Source organism: Streptomyces sp. NPDC007901, assembly GCF_042959465.1.
Taxonomy (GTDB): Bacteria; Actinomycetota; Actinomycetes; order Streptomycetales; family Streptomycetaceae; genus Streptomyces.
Window position 1 is genome coordinate 61,765 of sequence record NZ_JBIBKW010000029.1, and the last position, 18,276, is coordinate 80,040.

Here is an 18,276-nt window from a genome sequence, read left to right on the forward strand (position 1 = left end):
CGCAGTGGCCCCTCAACCACGAGATGCACGAAGGGAGATGGACGTCATGGGCCTGCCCGTGTACGAGGTCGACGTCCCGATCAGGAGCATTACCCTGCCCGGCCTGAGCGGGGTGCACGTCTTCACCGGCCCCGCCGACAGCCGCAGCGCCGCCCTGCGGATCGCGCACGAGGCCTACGCCGCAGCACGCGCCGCACAAGAGGCCGGACTCGAGATCCCCGGCAAGCGGCCGGACGGCTGGGGAGCACGCGGATACCGGCCCGGCTGGGAGGCCGACTGGCTCTCCGCCACGGCCGGCCGCTGGAACAACCCGTACAGCTGGATCCGCGCCGACAACGATGGCGACTTCGACCTGTAACTACGCCCCGGGACAGCCGCTCTGCTTGCCGGCCGGACGACTGCCCCGGGCCCAACCCACCCCGTACGAGACGAGAGGGAGATCCTCATTATGGGCTCAGCCCTGCGCGTGCAGGCCCTGTTCGGGCAGCGCGCACTCTTACTGACCACCGCCGCGGTTCCGTTGACCGGCTGGACCGTGCACGCCATCGCGCTGCACCGGCGCCTGGAAACGGCCCACCGCGACCAGCTCACCGGCCTCCACGCCCGCCCCGGCTACGTCCAGCACGCGACCCGCCGTCTGAACCGCCACGGCGACAAGACGATGCTCGTGTTCCTGGACGCGGTCGGCTTCAAGGCCATCAACGACACCCTCGGGCACGACGTCGGCAACGCCCTGATCATCGCCATCGCCTCACGCCTGGAGCAGTGGGTCGGCGACGACGGCATCGCCGCGCGCCTGCACGGTGACGAGTTCGCCGCAGCTCTCACCTGCCCCGTGGCTGACCGCGACCGGCGCCTGGCGCAGCTGCACCACGTGCTCCACCAGCCGGTCGACGTCGACGGCCAGGCGGTCGACGTCGCCGTGTCGATCGGCGCGTCCAGCCCCAGCTACCTGCACTCCCGTGACTACACCTACGTGCTGCGCAGCGCCGAAGGGGCGATGTACGAGCACAAGCGGGAGGGCACCGGCCTGTACCGCATCGGCACCGCGAAGCACGCCAACGAGCCGACGGTCAACGGTCGGCGCCTCGGCCGCAGGGGCACCACCGCCCACCCTCTCGCCTCGGAGGACCCGCGATGACCCTCTCCCCCGTCGCGGACACCGCCCTGCTGGCCCGGTTGTCCCGCGAAGCCATCCCCACCGGCACCTACTTCCGTACCCGCACCCCGTCCGGGACGCTGCCGCTGACCCCCCAGCAGCAGCGCACCAACTACGAGGCGCTCGCCACGGTCTCCAGCCGGCCGCAGACGGCCCCGGACCACGACCTCACCCCGATCCGGTGCCTGACCATCAGGCCGCCCTGGTCGGACCTGATCGCGTTCGTCGACGACCAGGTCGCCAAACGCATCGAGAACAGGGTGTGGAGCACCCGGTGGCGCGGCACCCTGCTCATCCACGCCGGATCCGAAGTCGACATGCAGGCCCTGGCCCTGGCCGCCGTACGGGAGACGCTGGACGACGACTACGAGCTGGTGCGCGGGTCCGTGGTCGCCGTCGCCGACCTTGTCGGCGTCCACGCCGACGACGGCGAGTGCACCCGCTGGTCCCAGCAGGGCTGCTTCCACTTCGAGCTCGCCCGGGTACAGCGGCTGACCACGCCCATCGGGGCCCGCGGCGCCCAGCGACTGTGGAAACCCACGCCGAAGCTGCTGCGGAGGATCGGCGACGCCAACCCGCACCTGCGCGGCCGGCTCGCCGACGCGAACGCGGGGGTCGGCGCGTGACCATCACCGACACGACAACGCGGCCGGCCTCCGAGGCGGAGCAGCCGGTGGCTGCCATCGTCGACCGGGCCCGCGGCGGCGACCGCGAGGCGTTCGGCGTCCTGTACGCCCGCTACCAGCCGCAGATCTACGCCTACCTGCTGCGCCGTACCGGCGACCGGCAGCTGAGCGAGGACCTGACCGGCGACGTGTTCGTACGGGCCCTGACCCGCATCGGCACCTTCACCTGGCGCGGCAGCGACATCGGCGCCTGGCTGAACACGATCGCCCGCAACCTGCTGTTCGACTACTTCAGGAGCTCCCGGTTCCGCCGTGAGTGGCCGACCGCGGACATGCGCGACCACGACCAGGCCGTCACCGACGCCGTCGACCAGGTCACGGACAGGCTCGCCCTGGCGCCCGTCGTCGGTGAACTCCGCAAGGCGATCACCGGGCTGACCCCCGACCAGCAGGAGTGCCTGCGGCTGCGGTGGTGGCACGACCTGCCGTTCGCCGAGGTCGGCCGCCGTATGAACCGCTCCGGGCACGCCGCCCAGATCCTCCACCGGCGCGCACTGAGCAATCTGAGCGCCCCGCACATCAAGGCCGCACTGTCCGGCCCGGCCAGGCCCGAAGCCGGGATCCCGCCCGGCACCTTCGCGGCCAGCACCACCTCGCCCCTGCTTCCCGGCCAGAACACCCCCGGAAGGACCCGCCCCATGGCGACCCCCGACGCCACCGTCACGCTCACCCCGCTCACGGCCAGCCAGGCCGTGGCACTGGTCCTGCTGCGTGAGGGCTACCGCGAACGCAGCATCACCCAGCGCACCGGCGTCACCGCCGACACCCTGTACCCGCTCGCCGCCACCCACCACATCACCGCCCCGCACGGCACGGTGGAAGGCCACCGCTGCCACGAGGCCGCCGACACCGAACCGTGCGACGGGTGCAGCCTCGCCGACGGCCGCGACCAGGCCCGCGCCCGCGCCCGGCACCGCAAGTCCCTCGGCTCCCTGCCCCGATCCCTGCAGAGGCAGGCCACCCGCCGCACCGCACACCGGACGGCGGCACGCTGATGGAACCCATCCCGTACGCGCTCACCGGCTACCTGGACCGCGGCGTCGTCTCCTGCACCCGCCCCGGCACGGCGGCCTGGCGGCTGACCTCATCCCCCCACGACTGCACCGAGGAACAAGAAGCGATCATCCCGTGCACCACCAGCGACCCGGCCCTCGCGGACAGGGTGCTCAGGTGCCAGACCGGTGACCTGCTGCGCGTCAGCGGACACCTCACCCTCCCCGACACCGCCGACGGCTACATCCGGCTGGACGTCGACACCCTTGAGGTCCTGTGGGAGGTGGCGCTGGAACTGGAGCAGCCTCTGCCGGAAGAAGACGACGCCGAGCCGGACGCACCGGAGACCGCAGACCACAGCGGCCGGCCCGCAGCAGTCCAGGCCCTGGCCGAAGCCCTCACCGCGCTCCCCCACCAGCCCGGAGACCAGCCAGGAATACGCCTCGTCATCGGCCCCGTCGACGACAACGCCCTGGACCTCACCCACGGCCACATCATCGACATCACCCCGGCCACCACCCACGAACTCGCCCGCGCGGTCACCGCGATGACCGCCATGCTCGCCAGCCTGCCCCCGCAGGACGCAATCAGCCTGGACCCGCTGACCATCGCAGAACTCACCGACTACTTCGACGACCTGGACCTCACCGAACTCACCCGGGCCGTCCTCGATGAGACCCGGCCCGAGGACCGGCTCGCGGTCACCCGCGCCCTGGACGACCTGTTCGGCGACATCCCCGTCACCGGCATCGACGACAACGACCAGTAGACCGCCGCCCGCGGTCCCGAACACCAGCTTCACCGGCCTGGGCGGGCCGCCTCCACCTCGAGGCGGCCCGCCCAGGCCCTTTCACGCCCCCGCAGCCACGATGAAAAGGCCCTGATGAAACTCACCATCGACACCGACAAGCTCGCCGACGCCGCCCAGTGGGCGCTGCGCGCCGTCCCCGGCACCCCGCCCATCCCGGTGATGGCCGGCATGCGGCTCGAAGCCGCCGACGACAACACCCTGACCCTGGCCGGGTACGACCACTACCGCTCCGCCCGCGCGGCTGAGGACTGCGAGGTGTCCGAGCCCGGCACGCTCCTGGTCCCCGGCCGTGTCTTCACCGACCTCGTCAAGGCCTTCCCCAAGGGCAAGCCCACCACTCTGGCCCTGGACGGAACTGACCTCGCCCTGTCCTGCGGCACGGCGCACATCCTCCTGCCGACCCTGCCGCTGGACGACTACCCGACCCTGCCGACGATCTCCGCCGCGAGCGGCACGGTCGACGGCGCCACCCTGGCCGCAGCCGGCGCCCGGGTTGCGGCGGCCTCCTCCACTGACGAGACCCTCGTCAACCTGACCGGCGTCCAGTTCGGCCTCAGCGACACCACGATCACGCTGTCCGCGACCGACCGGTACACGTTCCACGTCGCCGACATGCCCTGGACCCCCAACCCGGATCTCAAGGGCAAAGGCAAGAACAGGCCCCGCGTCGCGGGCAACACGCTCGTACCGGCCGACGCCGTGCGCGACGCAGCCCGCATCCTCGCCGACGCCGACACCGCGGAACTCACCATCACCGACTCCCAGTTCGCCATCAGCGTCCCCGGCCGATGGGCCACCAGCAGCCTGCTCGAAGGCGGACTCCCCAAGTACGCCACCCTGTTCCCCACCGAGTTCGAGTCCGTCGCCACCACCGGCACCGAGGCCCTGATCGACGCCATCAAGCACATCCAGCCGCTGCTGGGCAAAGCCGACCCGATGCTCCTCGAAGTCGCCGACGGCCAGATCACCGTGCGCGCCGGCACCGACGACAAGGGCCGCGGCCGCGACCAGGTCCACGCCGACCTCGAAGGCGCCCCGCTGACCATCGCCTTCAACCCCGGGCTTCTGCTCAGGACCCTCCAGCAGATCGACGCGCCCTTCACGCAGTTCAACTTCACCACCCCGACCAAGCCCGTCCTGCTGCACGCCCCCGAGCAGGCCGACACGTTCCGGGGCCTGATCATGCCGATCCGCCTCACCAGCATCAGCGGCTGAACCACCCGCCCGGACCACGGGCGCCACCCTGGCTGCGGGGCGGCAGTCGACACCGCTCCGGCCGCCCCGCAGCACCACCCGTCCCAGCACGTCTGACCCCAACATCCCGGAGATGAGGAAGCGCATGAAGGCCCGCGCATTCTGGAAGACCGTCCACCGTCTCACCGCCCTCGGTACCGACGGATACATACGCGACCAGGAGGACGCCCTCCGTCCGAAGATCGTCGTGCTGTGCGGATCGACCCGGTACTGGGATGAACTCGCCGAAGCCAACGGCTACGAGACCGCGGCCGGCCGGATCGTCCTCGCGCCCGGCTGCAACCTCAAGCAACCCCACCCGCTGTGGGCCGACCCCACCCAGGCCGACCGCCTCAAGGAGGTCCTGGACGACCTGCACCTGCGGAAGATCGACCTCGCCGACGACGTCCTCGTGGTCAACCCCGGCGGATACATCGGCCAGAGCACCCGCCGCGAGATCGAGTACGCCCGCAGCCTCGGCAAGCCCATCCGCTACACCCACCCCGTGGGCGGCGAGGACGGCCGTGGCTGACAGCACGTCCATCGAGTGGACCGACAGCACCTGGAACCCGGTCACCGGCTGTACCAAGGTCAGCCCCGGCTGCGACGGTTGCTACGCCGAAACCTTCGCCGAACGGTGGCGCGGCACCGCCGGCCACCACTTCGAGAACGGCTTCGACATCACCCTGAGGCCGGAGCGCCTGCGGCTGCCGATGACGTGGCGCACACCGCGCCGCGTCTTCCTCAACAGCATGTCCGACCTGTTCCACACCGACATCCCCGACCACTACATCGCCCAGGTGTTCGCCGTCATGGCGCTCACCCCGCAGCACACCTACCAGGTCCTCACCAAGCGGCACGGCCGCATGAAGACACTGCTGTCCAGCCCGGCCTTCTGGCATCTCGTGGCTGAGCAGGGCCGTGAGCACCTCATCGGCTGTCAGCAGGACTGGCTCGCCGTCGGCGCGATGCTGGACGGGAAGCCGCTGCCCAACGTGTGGCTGGGCGTCTCGGTCGAAGACCAGAAGTGGGCCGACATCCGCATCCCCGCCCTGCTGGGCACCCCGGCCGCCGTGCGGTTCCTCTCCTGCGAACCGCTGGTGGCGCCCGTCGACCTCAAGCGGGCCGTCATCACCATGGGCAGGGAGCACGGTCACGGTCTCACCGCCTCCTTCGTGCACGCCAGCGGATGCTGCCAGAACGGCCTGCACGGCATCGACTGGGTGATCGCGGGAGGAGAGAGCGGACCCCGGGCACGACCCATGCACCCGCAGTGGGCCCGCCACCTGCGTGATCAGTGCGCATGGGCCGGGGTGCCGTTCTTCCTCAAACAGTGGGGGGAGTTCGCACCCGAGGACCACGGACACGACCGCGGCCGCGTCGCCCTCATCGACACCCAAGGCCGGAGCTGGACGGAGCGGGAAGCACCCGCCCCACAGGACACGGTCCGCATGCGCCGCGTGGGCAAGACGCGGGCCGGACGGCTCCTGGACGGCCGGCACCACGACGGCTTCCCGGCCCGGTGAGCGGAATGACCGGCCGGGTGTACCTCGAGCGCGGCCAGCCCGTCACCGTGCTCATCGCGTACTGCGCCCGCCGCGTTCCCGACATCACCGGCGACTGGCTGCACTTCCACTGGCCCGGCCCGCGACCCGCCGCCGGGCCACGCAACGTGGCGATCCGCCGCACCGACGGATCGATCGCCGTCAGGCCATTCCGGGGCCTCACCCGCAGCATCCCGGACGACGGCGCACCCACCCCACGCCCCCGGCGCCCACGCGGCGCCAACAGCCCAGGCCCACCGCACCCGAGGAACCCATGACCACCACCCATCCAAGCCCCTACACCACGGCCTCCAAGGCCGCCGACGCCCTGCTCGCCACACACCCCGACCTCTCCGCCACGTCGGTGGACGTCGCCCACGTGCGCGGCCTCGGCCCGGCCGCCCTGATCCAGGTCGAGAACAAGTCCGCCCTGAGGGCCTGGGCGCAGGCCCTGAACACGACCGCCCGGTACACGGGCACCAGCGCCTACGGCACCACCGAGCCCCGCCAACAGGCCGGCCTGCCCGAGTGGATGTGGTGGCGGATGACGTTCATCGACACAACCGTCGGCCAGATACCCATCCGGCTGTGGACGCTCGAAGTCACCGACCACCCACGAGCCCTGGCCACCTTCCTCGCCTCCACCGCACACACCCCCGTACACACCACCACCAAGTAGCAGCCACACCCCGGAGCGGGGGGGGCCCCCCCCCCGGGGGGGGGGGGGGCCCCCCCCGCCCCCCCCCCGGCGCCGGGCCCCCCCCCCCCCCCCCCCCCCCCCCCCCCCCCCCCCCCCCCCGCCGCCCCCCCCCCCCGGGCCCCCCCCCCCCCCCGGGGGGGGCCCCGGCGCTCCCCCTTTCAGCAATGCCTGTCGGGCGGCCGCCGACACCGACTCCGGCCGCCCCGCAGCACCACCCCATCCGGAAGGAACCCGAGAAGCCCATGACCGCCTCCCCCGCCGCCGGCCAGCCCACCGTGCCGGACTGGCTCGCCGCCGCCGAAGCCGCCCACCAGGAACAGCAGATCGACACCGTGGCCCAGAAACTGCAGCGCGCACAGCGCCACGCCGACCTGATCAACGCCCGCCTCGCCGAACTCGGCATCGAGCCGCTCGAGGCCGCCGGCATCGACGACCACGGCGACCTGCGGCCCGCCCGGCTGACCCAGCCCGAGTACGAGCCCTACGCCTACTACGAGGTGCGCGCGGCCTGGAGCGAGGACGACAAGGAAGTCGAACTCCACACCGCCGACTGGGAGGCCGACCACCCCCAGTTCGGCCGCGTCAGTCTGCTGAACTCGCTCGCCGACGTCGCCGCCGCCCGCCGCGAATGGCCCACGTTCCCCGAGCCCCGGTGCGACTACCGCCGCGAGGCGATCGGTGCGATGGAGCGTCTCAACGCCGACAGCCTCAACCACGCCGGCGTCGAAGCGATCGCGAACGCCATCCACGGCAACACCGCGGCGCTGCTGCACCTCGCCGACACCATCGCCCGCACCAACACCACCGTCTGAGCACACGCCCCGCCCCGCAGAGCCAGCCCACTCACTGAAAGAGCCCTCATGACGGACACCACCACCCGCCTCACCCGCCTGCGCACCCGGCTGCTGAGCGCGGCCTACGCCAACGCGGACTTCTGGACGCAGCGCTCGGCGCTCCTCACCGACCAGGCCCTGGCCGCCCTCGCCGACCGCGACCCGGCTGCCGCCGAAGACCTTGCACACCGCCAGATGGACCCGGACTTCCTCAACGACACCCGGGTCCTGGGCGCGGCCATTCAGGCCGGGATCGACACCAGCCACTGGGAGGAACGCCGCGACAAGATCCGCGACTACGCGCGCGAAGCCGACTGGCTGAACACGGGGACCGACCCCGACACCGAGGCGAAACGGCTGTGGGCATCGCTGTACGACCACTACCCCGCCATCGCGCAAGCCCTGGCCGCCTTCCTCACCGGACTGCCGCCCACCTGGCACGAGGACCTGTTCACCCGCACCTACCTCTTCCCCGCCCCCAACGGCCCGGCCAAGCCGCAGCTCCCCGGACCGGAGACCGCCCCATACGACGAACAGAGCTGGGAGGACTGCCCGGCCTGCACCGAAGCCCAGGACTCCTGCCGCTTCCACAAGGGCGTCAGCGTCGGCATGGACTACCAGGCCAACCTGATCAAAACGCTGCTGGCCGACCACCAGGCCACCGAGTACGTCCAGCAGCGCCACTCCGAACTGGAGGCGCGCGCCGCCCAGTCGGCGACGACCGACACGAACACCTCCACCACCCAGTGAACGCCCGGGGCGGCCGTCGACATCGAGTCCGGCCGCCCCGGCGCCCACCGGCACCACGAAGGGAAACCCGTGCCACCGACCCCCATCGAGCTGACCTCGTTCGGCTACCTCCACCAGCCGACCGGCACAGACGGACAGCCCGTGCCGCCCACCGCCGACCGCACCGAGGACATCCGCGAGCGCCTGCGCGATCCCGCCGCCGCCCGCAACATCCTGGACCTGGACGGCCGCCACCCCGACGTCCAGGCCGTCGTCCTCGCCACCCCCGGCGCCCCCGAGTTGCTCGACAACCTCACCGCCTACGCCCTGCTCCCCGCCGGACCCCGCCGCATCGCGATCGGGTGCGCCGGCGGAAAGCACCGCGCATGCGCACTGGTCGAACTGCTCGCCCCACGCCTCCTGGAGCACGGCGTCCCGGTCACCATCCGGCACCTCCACGCCCACCTGCCCCGCGTGCTGAAAACACCCGCCACCAGTCCCGAGCAGGAGCCCACACGATGAAGCGTCTCTTCCGCCGCTGCGGCCACGCGCCTGGCACCCTCGCCCCCGAGGACCAGGCCGCCGTCGACCAGTTCCGCGCGCTGCTCGCCGCACTGCGCGACATGGAGACCTGGACGCCCGGCCTCTACCGGGACATCGCCGTACGCGTCGGCCCGTTCGTGGAACGAGCCCACCCCCGCCCGGGCGACGACCACGGCCCCGACCTGATCGCAGTCTCCCTGGTCCACCCCGACACCGGCCACGCCGCGGCCTACCTCCACGGCCACCAGCTCGGCTACACCGGCAAGGGCTGGCTGCGCTGCGAGACAGACAAGATCCTCGGACTGTGGCACCCGGCCCTCACACCGCTCACCCACGCCGCGGCGGGCCTCGACATCCCCGACGACGTCGGCATGAAGCCTGCGCACTACGCCGTCCACGTCGAAGCCCGCCGGAAGGACAACTCCGGCCGCATCCTGCTCCGCATGGGCCCCTACACCCAGACCTGGCTCGCTTCCCGTGACGCGGAACGCCTCAACACCCTGCTGGAGGGCAGGGCGGCCACCGTCATGCCCGGGTACACGGTCACCGCGAAGGACACGGTCTTCCACGTCAGCGACCACGCCTCCTACAGCGACCCGCACGAGGCCGACGCCTGCGAACTCCTGGCGGCCCTCCTCGAGGACGTGAACGCCCCATGGTGACCACGGCCCTGTACGAGATCGAGACCAGCGAAGCCGACGACGGCACGACTGTCCCTGCTGAAGGCATCTGGACCCCCAGCAGTGAGGACGCGGCCGACAACGGATTCATCGCCCACGGCGAGTTGTACATCGCTGGCATCGGAGCACCGGACGACGACAGCCTTTACCCGGACAGGTTCGTCGTCCTCGGTCACCACCGGTGGGCACACATCATCGAGGCCGCCGCCGCGTACATGGACCGCGTCCACGGCTGGCGCAACCTCCACCTCTACCCCGGTGACGACCCAGAGGTGCTCATCCCTCGCATCCCGCGCGCGGTCCTCACACACGGCGTCTTCTTACGGCACCCGCATCAGGACCACCCGTGCGGCTGTGAGTGGGAGGACACCTGGCGCGTGGTCTGGGCACCTGAGACCGAACCCGGCGCGGTCCCGATCACCGCGATGCGTCATCCGGCCGCACCGAGGACCGCGGCAGACCTCCCCAACCCGGACCACGGAGCCGTGCCAGCAACTTGGGCCCCTTGATCAGGATCGCCCGCCACACCAAGAAGGCCCGTACCCCCGCCGATCGCGGGGATACGGGCCTTCTTGCGTTTCAGGGCCGTGGGAACTCAGGCAGGCTGCTGCTCTTGCTGGGTCAGCTCCTGGAGCAGCGCGCCGTACGCGGCAGGGTGCTGTTCGCGCAGGATCCTCAGCCACACGCGAGCGCCGTCAGCGAAGACCGCTGGCTCCATCTTCAGATGCAGGTGGGTGACCACCGAGAAGGCATCGTCGTACGGCAGTTGCCTCGGCTGTCCGGCCTTGGACTGCGCCGCGATCTCCGGCCCCTGAGCCTCCTGGGTATTAACGGCGTTAACGGCCGGCGGTGCGGGAGAGCCTGTCGACGCCTCGCCCTCGGGGGTATTAACGGCGTTAACGGTTGAGGTCTCGCTTGTCTGTTCCGCTGCGGGCTTGCGCCGCTGGCGTGGAGCCTTGGCGGCCTCGATGGCCTTCTTCGCCTCGCCTGCCTGCTGAGCCTTGGGGAGCCGACCGATTCGACGTGCCGGTTCCACCTTCAGCTCACCGGTCTCCACCTGTTCCTGGAGCTCGGGCGTGAGCTCCAGGAGCGCCAGGCGCTGAGACACCCAGGGAGGTGTCTTCCCCAGTCGCCTGGCCACCTCGCCCTGAGACCCATGTACCTTCACGAGATCCTGGATCGCCCTCGCCTGGTCCAGGGGAGCCACATCCTCGCGGTGAATGTTGGCGATCAGCGCGGACTCCAGGAGGTCCGCCGCGCTTGCTGCGAGGTCGTCGTTGACGTCGATCCGCAGCTCTTCGAGGCCGGCCAGATGGGCGGCAGCCAGACGCCGGTTGCCGTCGATGACGACGTACTCGGCTTCCCCGAGCGCCTCTTCCTGCCCGGGGTGCGCCGTCAGGAAGGCAGCTCGCCGCGCCACGGTGACCGGTTGGATCTGTCCCTTGGCCCGCAAGGAAGCTGCGGTCTCCTCGAGGTTGGTGAGCTCTTCGCGAGGGTTGAACGGATTGTGCGCCAACAGCTTCAGCGCCACCGAGGCCGGGGGCCTCTTGCCTTCCCCGTTCATGATCTGCGAGCGAGTCCGGACGCGACGGGGAGCTTCCTTCTCTCCGTCTTCCCCGTTCTCGTCAATGCTGAAGCCGCGGGTCACACGCGGCTGGCCGTCCTTCTTGTTGGTGTTCCTCATACCGCCAGTTCCTTCGCCAGCTCGCGCATCGCCTGCGCATGTTCACTGTCCGGTGCGTACTCAAGCAGCGGGATCTCGCCGTCCGCGGCCTCGCGGCCTTCCTTCAGGTCGCCGATCACGGCCAGAACGGGCGGGGAACTGCTCTTCTCCCACTCATCCTTGTTCTCCTTGACGAGCTTGCCGCGGCGGCTGTCGTACGCGTTGATGATCAGCCCCAGGTAGTCGACCTGGATCCGGCCCTTCTTGCACAGGTCGTCCTTCTGGGACTTCAGCAGGCGGAAGGCACGGTGAGACGCCTTGTTGGCCCAGACCGGGGTGATGAGACCTGATCGGTCCGCAAGTTCACCTTCGCGGCGGCGGACGTAGTACAGGGCGGTGTCCATGTTCAGACCGAGGCTGGGCGGGCCGTCGATGATGATGACGTCGTAGTCCTCCTCCAGCGGCTCCAGAGCGCGTTCCAGGGCAGCCTCGCTGAAACTCACCTTCGACAACGCGACGTCCCGGAGGAACGCGTCGTCCGACGCGGGAAGCAGGTGCAGCCGCTCACCGAAGCGCTCCTGGTCCAAGGCGACCAGCAGGTCGTGGATGTCACCCTTCGCGGTGCCGTCCATGTGCATCATCAGCGTCTCAACATCGTCCTCGTACATGAGGTCTTCGAAGCCGAGCTCGGCAGTGAGGTGTCCCTGCGGGTCGTAGTCGATGATCAGGACGCGATGGCCGGCCTCTGCGAGAGCCTGGGCAATGCCGGAGGAGATGAACGTCTTGCCGACGCCGCCCTTCTGGTTGGCCACTATGACCCGCAGGACCGGCTGTGACACCAACGGGGTCGTGGGGGAGGGATGGTTGCCGAGCCACAGAGTCAGTGCCTGTGCGAGCCCCTGCACGTAGGTGATGCCGCGCTGCGAGCAGACCGTCTTGAATTCGTCAGGGCCGCCGACGGGCAGGAACGTCCCCCAGGTCTTGGCTCCATCGGTGTCGACTTCGGGGACGTCTTCGGCTTCGTACCAGGCCTTGATGGCGTGCTCGGTCGCGTCCTGGATGTCCATTCCGTGCTCAAAGGCGCGGATCTTCAGGTGCCTGCGTAGCTTCGGAGTGAGAGCAGTAATTAGCTTCTCTCGCTCTCCTCTGGGGCTAGGGATGCTCATGCGGCCGAACTTTACTAGGTCCGCTGCGAGCTGAGAGGGAGACTGACTCAGGCATCACCTGTTGAGGCTCGTGCAGCGGGCGTACCGCTGGGGAAGCGAGGAACAGCCAACGACAGGTCAACACCCGAAATGGCCCTGCCGCAACGCGTGTTGACGCGTACCCCAACTCCGACGACAGAGTGCGTGCTGATCGGCGGTGGAGTCGACTCCTGCGGGGCGGCGTGGCGGGTTGAGATGTAGGTGCCTGAATGCCCCGCAGTATTCGCACGACGTCGTCAGACGTCCTCGTACAGCCGCCGCATCACCTCCGCCCACTGCTCGGGCCGGGCGGCCTCGCAGCTGACGCAGCGGTACCCGGTAACCCACACGCGGGCCGGGTGGTCCTGTTGGGCGGAGGGGCGGGTGCGCCCGTACTCGATCCGGAGCGGTCGGCGGCACGGCGGGCAGGGGGCTCCGTAGAGCGGTTCGAGGTTCACGCGGCGGACTGTGCACAGACCCGTGGCTTACTGTCGCGGGCTGGAGCGACGGCCCGCCTGGCGGGCGTGGCGGTAAAAATCTGGTGATGCCCTCCCGCCCGGCGGGAAGCACGCCGGATCCCGCTTTTATGCAGGTCACGGGCGGGTTTCCATGGCCGGGTGACAATCAGCAAAGCGAAGATCGGCCCGGGAGGGTGGCCGTACTACTGCAACGGCGTGATGGTCGGCGACGGCCACCGCCCGGCGGGCAAGCCGCTGCGGGATGCCCAGGACGAAGCGGGTGTCCCGCCCGGGTTCTGGACGGGCCGAGGCCTGGCTGCGCTCGGTCTGGCGGCCGGCGACGTGGTGACCGAGCGGCAGGCCGAACTGCTCCTGGGGGAAGGCCGGCACCCGGACGCCGACCGGATCGAGCGCGAGCACCTTCAGGAGGGCAAGAGCCCGGCGAAGGCGCGGCGGGCGACGGTGCTGGGCAGGCCCATCGAGCACAACAAGTCGCCCAAGACCGAGAAGGCGAAGGAACGGTCGCCCTGGCTGGCCATGGATCTGACGTTCCGGGCGCCGTCGACCGTTCACATCGCGTGGGCGCTGCTGGACGACGTGATTCGCAGTGTGCTGGAGCTGTGCCAGGACATCGCCCGGGACAAGGCACTGGCGTGGCTGGAGGACTCGGTCGCGGAGATCCGCTGGGGGAGCGACGGCAAGCACCGCAAGCCGGTGAAGGACGGGCTGATCGTCGCGGTGTTCCGGCACTACGAGTCCAGAGCCGGAAAACCGCTACTTCACGATCATGCAGTGATTTCCATCCGTGCCCGGCGCCCGGACGGCAAAGGCACATGGGGCAACTGGTCCGCGGACTCGATGCTGGAGCACATCGTCGTGGCCGACACCCTCTACACCCTCTACTTCATGGAGGAGGTGTCCGCCCGGCTCGGGTGGGCGTGGGAGCCCCGCGAGGTGACGCCCGGCAGAAGGCCGGTCCTTGAGATCGCGGGGATCGACCAGCGGCTCATCGGCTGGCAGTCGACCCGCCGTCAGCAGATCGCGGACGCGCTGCCCATCTTCACGGCCGACTACGAAGAGGCACATGGCCACGCGCCGGGGGAGCGGGCCGCCAAGGCGCTGGACCGGCAGGCCGCCGACCGGACCCGCCCGCCGAAGCGCAAGGTGGCGCGCTCGCTGTCAGAGCTGCGCGAGGGCTGGCGGAAGTCGGCGATCCGGGCGTTCGGCGCCTGCACGGTGTACCGGCTGGCAGAGCGGGCGCGGGCGGCGGCCGCGGCGGTGTGGGCGCGGGTGCGGCCGGTCGTCGACATCGTGTTGGCGGCCGTCGACATCACCGCCGTGGTGTACGTGCTGCGCGGCGCGTTCAAGCGCCACCATCTGCTCGCCGAAGCACGCCGCCACCTCGCCTACGTCCTGCGCGGCCGACCCCATGAGCCGGGCCTGGACGACCAGATCGTGCAGGCGGTCGTCGACGACTACGTCCGTCCCGTCGGGCGCGGCCGGATGATGACCGCCGACCTGCGCGCCCTGTACCCGCGCGACACCGAGGACCAGGCCGCGCTGCGCCCGCTGACTCGCAACCGCACCGCGGCACCGTACGAGCGGGCCCGCCTCGCCGCCGGCGCCCTGGCCGCCCGGGTCCGCGCCGCGCGTCGTGCGGAGCGCCTGGGCTCCAGCCCCCGGCCGTATGCCGTCGCCGTGCCCGCCGCCTCGAGGTCGCACCCGCGGCCGTTCCGCTCCGGCCGGAAGGACGGCCGCCTCCTGGAGCCAGAGACCGGCGTCGACACGGTGGAGCAGACCCGCCGGACCTTCGAAGCCGCCGTGCAGTTGGCCGCCAGGCTCCAGGACGGCAAGCGGGAGCGCGCCGTTGCTCACGGCCCCCGGCCACAGCCCGCCCCGGCGACGGCCCGGCCGTCGCACACCCAGCAGCCCGGCACCCAGCACCCACCGGGCCGGACCACAGGAGGAGTCGCGTGAGCATCCCGGAAGAACGCCCCAACGCCGACGACGCACTCGCACGTGCCCACGCGGCCCGCGCGAAGATGGCCGCCGCGCTCAACGAGGACCAGGAGCCCGAGCCCGATGAGCCGCTGGGGTGGCAGCAGATCTGGAAGCGGCCCCGGAAGCCGAAGTCGAAGGCGGACAGGAAGAAGGAGCTGCGCATGCAGCGGAAGCGACTCCAGGAAGCTGGGAAGCGTCGCCTCGCCGCCGCGCAGTCGCGCCGGCCCCGCTCCCGGCAGAACCGGATCGGCAACGCGGCCGCGCGCCGCGACGCCCGCGCCCTGTCCCGGGTGCGGCACTCCACCGCTTGGCTGTGGTGACGATGCCGGGCATCGTCACCGCGTGGAGCCCAGGATGTTCAGCATCCAATGGCGATGCACGATGTCGGGTGGACTCCACTCCGGTGCGCCGGATGACGATGGATGCCACCGTGCTGTGCGCCGCGATGGTGCGCCACCGCACCCGGTGCGCCGCGCCTGGCGATGCCCGGCACTCTCTCGCACGTGCCCGGTGCGCCGCATCCGATGTCCCGCACCGCGCCGGTGCGCCTATCGCCGGCCGCCCCTTGACCAGGTGCGGCCGGAGGCGCGCGACCCCTTGTCCAGCTCCGCTACACCCCCTTGTCCAGGTCTGCTACCGAGGACGTTTTCCCTTGACGCAGGCGGTTTCGGCTGGCGATCAGGTCGCGGTCAAGGGGGTGTGTGATAGGGGAGCCCGCCCGGCTCCGGCGCGCGGTCGGTGCGGTGCGGCGATGCCGATGGAGCGCGCCACGGTGCGGTGCGGGCGGCAGTGGTGCGGGCCTGATGCGCGCCGCGCCGCACCACCGCTGTCCCGGTGCGTCTACGCGACGGTCAGGCGCACCGGAAGCGAGCCGGCCGGTGCGGGGTGCGCATCGAGGGCTTGGCCCACGCCGACGGCCTCCAGTTGGCGCAGGGTGTCGGCGACGTCCTCGTGGTCCTCGGTGAGGAACTGCGCGGCGAAGTCGATGACCGCGCGGGCGATGCCCTCCGCCGCGTCCGGCCCGGCCTGTGCCCAGATCCGGAGCGAGGTCACGAAGACGCGCCCCAGGGCCTCCAGGGCGAAGGTGTCCGCGCATGGCTCGCCAAGGTCCGGGCCGGGCAGCGCGGTGACCGGGACGACGATCCGGGTGGCGACGTCGACGAGCAGCTCGGGCATCTGCGGTTCGGTGTCGGCGAACTCGCGGGCGGCGTCGACGTCGTCGGCCTGGATGGCCCGGAGGTAGTTGAAGGTGCTGATGGCCGCGTGCGGGGTCATCGGGGCGAGCGGCGTGATGTCGGGCATGGTGGGCTCCTGAACGTACGGGCCGCCCCGCTGATCGCGGCGGCCTCGAGCACCACCCTCGAACCGCGGCCCTGTGGACAGAGTCCGGTCGTTGAGGGGGGAGAACTCTCCCCCCTCCGGTTTGATCACGATGCGGTCACGGCGGAGGGGTTTTCCCGGACCGGCGTCACACGGAGCCCGAATTCCACACCTGTACGGGGTGAATGGCGGGATAGGCCCGCCCCACCTCCAGGAGCACCCTGTGGCGAGCACCGCTGACGAGCCCGAGCAGCCCCTTGACCGGACCGGAGAGGCCCCCTCCGTGGACCCCTCCATCACCCCCTCCGCGCCCCGTCGCCAACGGCCCGGAGTTTCCGCAGGCCAGGACCGGCGAACAGGGGGCCGTCGCAGGTCCGACAACCCTCATGTACCGAGGAAGCCACAGCACAGGAGGACTTCGACCGAGCCTCGACGCCGGGAGCTCCTGCAAGCACTGGGGATCTTCCAGAGGGCTACGCCCGATCAGTTGTGGAAGCTGACCCGTCCGGACAACAAGCACGACAAGCTCACGCGGGACAACCTCCTGGATCTGGAGGACCACCACCTGGTGAGGATCGAGTTGGTACGCGAGGACCAGCGGCAGGTGTGGGTGCTGACCAAGCGCGGACACGGCGAGGCGAAGCAGCTGCTGGAGCCGAAGGGCATACGGGTCTCGGTACTGCGCGAAGAGAAGTACGACCCGGTCACGGGGGAACTGCTCGGCACCAGCTACGACGACCACGCCGCGGCGGTCACCTCGACGGCCGCCGAACTTCATCGCGCCGGGATCGGCCACCGGCTCGGCTTCCAGACCGAGATCGGGCACCGGCTCAGCAACAGCTACGTGCAGCGGGCCGACCTGGTAGTGCGGGCGCCGGAGGCCGGGGTGCCGGTGCTGCTGCTGGAGATCGACCGCCGAACCGAGGACGCGCACGACCTGGTCGCCAAGCTGCGCCGGTACTGGGAGTGGAGCCGGCTGCTGCCGAGGGACGCGGACAAGCACACCGTGGACCTGGTCCGCTCACGGCCGGACGCGATCGACCACGTCAACCACGAGAAGCGGCTGTGGCGCCGGGTCTACCCGCCGACCGACCGGGAGGGTCTGGTGCCTGTGGCGTTCGTGTTCGCGGACACCACCGAGGCGAAGGTGGCCAACACGGTCGCCGTGCTGGAGGAGGCTGGCCGCCGCTACTGGGCACCGCGCCGGTACCGGACCCTCCACCGGGGGATCACGGCGAAGGACTACGGCCAGGCGGTGCCCGTCGTCGTCACCACCCTGGAGCAGCTCCAGGAGCACGGCGCGGACGCGGCGGTGTGGCGGCGGCTGGGACGTAAGGGCGAGCAGACGCTGACGGCCGCGCTGGACAACCCCGACGGCGACGTCCTCTTCCGCGACCAGGAGGCCCGCGCCGACGCTGAGGAGGAGCAGCGCCGTGCTGCTGAGCGGGAGGCGCAGCGTCCCGTGTGCAAGCGGTGCGGGCAGAAGTTCACCGACCAGCGCTGGGAGGAGACCACCGCGCACCGGACGGCCTGGAACGCCGGGAACGTGTCCGTGTGCGGCGTCTGCCACGCCGACGACGTCACCCGCGAGGAAGCCGCCGCCGAAGCCGCCCGCCTCCAGGCCACCGCACCGCCGGAGCCGGAGGACGAACCCGAACCGGACCGAGGCCGCGGCTGGTTCCGCCGGCGGACCTGACCTCACAAGCCCGCTGTGCGGTCGGGAGCCGCCAGGCCGCACA

General features: G+C 70.9%; 22 protein-coding genes. 18 read left to right on the forward strand and 4 right to left on the reverse strand.

Annotated elements, in window-relative coordinates:
- Window positions 1-46 precede the first annotated feature (46 nt).
- From ACFZDK_RS49380 to ACFZDK_RS49450, 15 genes are all read left to right on the forward strand, one after another.
- On the forward strand, window positions 47-358 hold the full coding sequence (locus tag ACFZDK_RS49380) for a hypothetical protein (RefSeq protein ID WP_390984146.1): 312 nt from the start codon (window positions 47-49) through the stop codon (window positions 356-358).
- Between the two features lie 90 nt (window positions 359-448).
- Entirely contained in the window at window positions 449-1,141 is a 693-nt protein-coding gene (locus ACFZDK_RS49385; RefSeq protein ID WP_390984148.1) for a diguanylate cyclase domain-containing protein, read from the forward strand.
- A complete protein-coding gene (locus ACFZDK_RS49390; protein WP_390984151.1) occupies window positions 1,138-1,785 on the forward strand; it encodes a hypothetical protein in 648 nt (215 codons plus the stop codon). Before ACFZDK_RS49385 ends, ACFZDK_RS49390 begins: the two co-directional genes overlap by 4 nt.
- Window positions 1,782-2,840, forward strand: coding sequence for a sigma-70 family RNA polymerase sigma factor (locus tag ACFZDK_RS49395; protein WP_390984153.1), 1,059 nt, complete (start codon window positions 1,782-1,784; stop codon window positions 2,838-2,840). Before ACFZDK_RS49390 ends, ACFZDK_RS49395 begins: the two co-directional genes overlap by 4 nt.
- The gene (locus tag ACFZDK_RS49400; protein ID WP_390984156.1) at window positions 2,840-3,607 is read left to right on the forward strand and encodes a hypothetical protein; all 768 of its coding nucleotides are present in this window, start codon (window positions 2,840-2,842) and stop codon (window positions 3,605-3,607) included. The genes ACFZDK_RS49395 and ACFZDK_RS49400 overlap by 1 nt, the downstream gene beginning before the upstream one ends.
- Window positions 3,608-3,721: 114 nt before the next feature.
- Window positions 3,722-4,864, forward strand: coding sequence for a DNA polymerase III subunit beta (gene dnaN / locus ACFZDK_RS49405; RefSeq protein ID WP_390984158.1), 1,143 nt, complete (start codon window positions 3,722-3,724; stop codon window positions 4,862-4,864).
- A gap of 112 nt (window positions 4,865-4,976) precedes the next feature.
- A complete protein-coding gene (locus tag ACFZDK_RS49410) occupies window positions 4,977-5,414 on the forward strand; it encodes a hypothetical protein (protein WP_390984161.1) in 438 nt (145 codons plus the stop codon).
- The gene (locus ACFZDK_RS49415) at window positions 5,407-6,408 is read left to right on the forward strand and encodes a DUF5131 family protein (protein ID WP_390984164.1); all 1,002 of its coding nucleotides are present in this window, start codon (window positions 5,407-5,409) and stop codon (window positions 6,406-6,408) included. The genes ACFZDK_RS49410 and ACFZDK_RS49415 overlap by 8 nt, the downstream gene beginning before the upstream one ends.
- Entirely contained in the window at window positions 6,405-6,704 is a 300-nt protein-coding gene (locus ACFZDK_RS49420; RefSeq protein WP_390984167.1) for a hypothetical protein, read from the forward strand. The genes ACFZDK_RS49415 and ACFZDK_RS49420 overlap by 4 nt, the downstream gene beginning before the upstream one ends.
- Window positions 6,701-7,105 carry a hypothetical protein gene (locus tag ACFZDK_RS49425; protein ID WP_390984170.1) on the forward strand — a complete coding sequence of 135 codons (405 nt, stop codon included), beginning with the start codon at window positions 6,701-6,703 and terminating at the stop codon, window positions 7,103-7,105. The genes ACFZDK_RS49420 and ACFZDK_RS49425 overlap by 4 nt, the downstream gene beginning before the upstream one ends.
- Before the next feature lie 263 nt (window positions 7,106-7,368).
- Window positions 7,369-7,938, forward strand: a complete 570-nt coding sequence (locus ACFZDK_RS49430; protein ID WP_390984172.1) for a hypothetical protein — start codon at window positions 7,369-7,371, stop codon at window positions 7,936-7,938.
- Between the two features lie 48 nt (window positions 7,939-7,986).
- On the forward strand, window positions 7,987-8,709 hold the full coding sequence (locus tag ACFZDK_RS49435) for a hypothetical protein (protein WP_390984175.1): 723 nt from the start codon (window positions 7,987-7,989) through the stop codon (window positions 8,707-8,709).
- Window positions 8,710-8,778: 69 nt separating this feature from the next.
- Complete coding sequence (locus ACFZDK_RS49440) at window positions 8,779-9,210, forward strand: hypothetical protein (protein ID WP_390984178.1); 432 nt, start codon at window positions 8,779-8,781, stop codon at window positions 9,208-9,210.
- The gene (locus ACFZDK_RS49445; protein WP_390984180.1) at window positions 9,207-9,893 is read left to right on the forward strand and encodes a hypothetical protein; all 687 of its coding nucleotides are present in this window, start codon (window positions 9,207-9,209) and stop codon (window positions 9,891-9,893) included. Before ACFZDK_RS49440 ends, ACFZDK_RS49445 begins: the two co-directional genes overlap by 4 nt.
- Window positions 9,887-10,420, forward strand: a complete 534-nt coding sequence (locus ACFZDK_RS49450; protein WP_390984183.1) for a hypothetical protein — start codon at window positions 9,887-9,889, stop codon at window positions 10,418-10,420. Before ACFZDK_RS49445 ends, ACFZDK_RS49450 begins: the two co-directional genes overlap by 7 nt.
- Before the next feature lie 86 nt (window positions 10,421-10,506).
- Here the strand turns inward: ACFZDK_RS49450 and ACFZDK_RS49455 are convergent, their stop codons facing one another.
- From ACFZDK_RS49455 to ACFZDK_RS49465, 3 genes are all read right to left on the reverse strand, one after another.
- Complete coding sequence (locus ACFZDK_RS49455; RefSeq protein ID WP_390984185.1) at window positions 10,507-11,595, reverse strand: ParB/RepB/Spo0J family partition protein; 1,089 nt, start codon at window positions 11,593-11,595, stop codon at window positions 10,507-10,509.
- Window positions 11,592-12,740 (reverse strand): AAA family ATPase, encoded by a 1,149-nt coding sequence (locus ACFZDK_RS49460; protein WP_390984187.1) that lies wholly within the window; start codon window positions 12,738-12,740, stop codon window positions 11,592-11,594. The genes ACFZDK_RS49455 and ACFZDK_RS49460 overlap by 4 nt, the downstream gene beginning before the upstream one ends.
- 275 nt (window positions 12,741-13,015) lie before the next feature.
- Window positions 13,016-13,216 carry a hypothetical protein gene (locus ACFZDK_RS49465; protein WP_390984190.1) on the reverse strand — a complete coding sequence of 67 codons (201 nt, stop codon included), beginning with the start codon at window positions 13,214-13,216 and terminating at the stop codon, window positions 13,016-13,018.
- Window positions 13,217-13,435: 219 nt separating this feature from the next.
- On the opposite strand from ACFZDK_RS49465, the gene mobF reads away from it, so the two are divergent.
- The gene (mobF, locus tag ACFZDK_RS49470; RefSeq protein WP_390984253.1) at window positions 13,436-15,193 is read left to right on the forward strand and encodes a MobF family relaxase; all 1,758 of its coding nucleotides are present in this window, start codon (window positions 13,436-13,438) and stop codon (window positions 15,191-15,193) included.
- Entirely contained in the window at window positions 15,190-15,537 is a 348-nt protein-coding gene (locus ACFZDK_RS49475) for a hypothetical protein (RefSeq protein ID WP_390984192.1), read from the forward strand. Before mobF ends, ACFZDK_RS49475 begins: the two co-directional genes overlap by 4 nt.
- A 520-nt stretch (window positions 15,538-16,057) precedes the next feature.
- Here the strand turns inward: ACFZDK_RS49475 and ACFZDK_RS49480 are convergent.
- Window positions 16,058-16,519 carry a hypothetical protein gene (locus ACFZDK_RS49480; protein ID WP_390984194.1) on the reverse strand — a complete coding sequence of 154 codons (462 nt, stop codon included), beginning with the start codon at window positions 16,517-16,519 and terminating at the stop codon, window positions 16,058-16,060.
- Between the two features lie 505 nt (window positions 16,520-17,024).
- Between ACFZDK_RS49480 and ACFZDK_RS49485 the strand changes: the two genes are divergently transcribed.
- Window positions 17,025-18,233 carry a hypothetical protein gene (locus ACFZDK_RS49485; RefSeq protein ID WP_390984196.1) on the forward strand — a complete coding sequence of 403 codons (1,209 nt, stop codon included), beginning with the start codon at window positions 17,025-17,027 and terminating at the stop codon, window positions 18,231-18,233.
- Window positions 18,234-18,276 lie beyond the last annotated feature (43 nt).

Coding starts and splice junctions, on each gene's coding strand:
- ACFZDK_RS49380 (WP_390984146.1), top strand. CDS start 47: ATGGGCCTGCCCGTGTACGAGGTCGACGTCCCGATCAGGAGCATTACC.
- ACFZDK_RS49385 (WP_390984148.1), top strand. CDS start 449: ATGGGCTCAGCCCTGCGCGTGCAGGCCCTGTTCGGGCAGCGCGCACTC.
- ACFZDK_RS49390 (WP_390984151.1), top strand. CDS start 1,138: ATGACCCTCTCCCCCGTCGCGGACACCGCCCTGCTGGCCCGGTTGTCC.
- ACFZDK_RS49400 (WP_390984156.1), top strand. CDS start 2,840: ATGGAACCCATCCCGTACGCGCTCACCGGCTACCTGGACCGCGGCGTC.
- dnaN (WP_390984158.1), top strand. CDS start 3,722: ATGAAACTCACCATCGACACCGACAAGCTCGCCGACGCCGCCCAGTGG.
- ACFZDK_RS49410 (WP_390984161.1), top strand. CDS start 4,977: ATGAGGAAGCGCATGAAGGCCCGCGCATTCTGGAAGACCGTCCACCGT.
- ACFZDK_RS49425 (WP_390984170.1), top strand. CDS start 6,701: ATGACCACCACCCATCCAAGCCCCTACACCACGGCCTCCAAGGCCGCC.
- ACFZDK_RS49430 (WP_390984172.1), top strand. CDS start 7,369: ATGACCGCCTCCCCCGCCGCCGGCCAGCCCACCGTGCCGGACTGGCTC.
- ACFZDK_RS49435 (WP_390984175.1), top strand. CDS start 7,987: ATGACGGACACCACCACCCGCCTCACCCGCCTGCGCACCCGGCTGCTG.
- ACFZDK_RS49445 (WP_390984180.1), top strand. CDS start 9,207: ATGAAGCGTCTCTTCCGCCGCTGCGGCCACGCGCCTGGCACCCTCGCC.
- ACFZDK_RS49450 (WP_390984183.1), top strand. CDS start 9,887: ATGGTGACCACGGCCCTGTACGAGATCGAGACCAGCGAAGCCGACGAC.
- ACFZDK_RS49455 (WP_390984185.1), bottom strand. CDS start 11,595: ATGAGGAACACCAACAAGAAGGACGGCCAGCCGCGTGTGACCCGCGGC.
- ACFZDK_RS49460 (WP_390984187.1), bottom strand. CDS start 12,740: ATGAGCATCCCTAGCCCCAGAGGAGAGCGAGAGAAGCTAATTACTGCT.
- mobF (WP_390984253.1), top strand. CDS start 13,436: ATGGTCGGCGACGGCCACCGCCCGGCGGGCAAGCCGCTGCGGGATGCC.
- ACFZDK_RS49480 (WP_390984194.1), bottom strand. CDS start 16,519: ATGCCCGACATCACGCCGCTCGCCCCGATGACCCCGCACGCGGCCATC.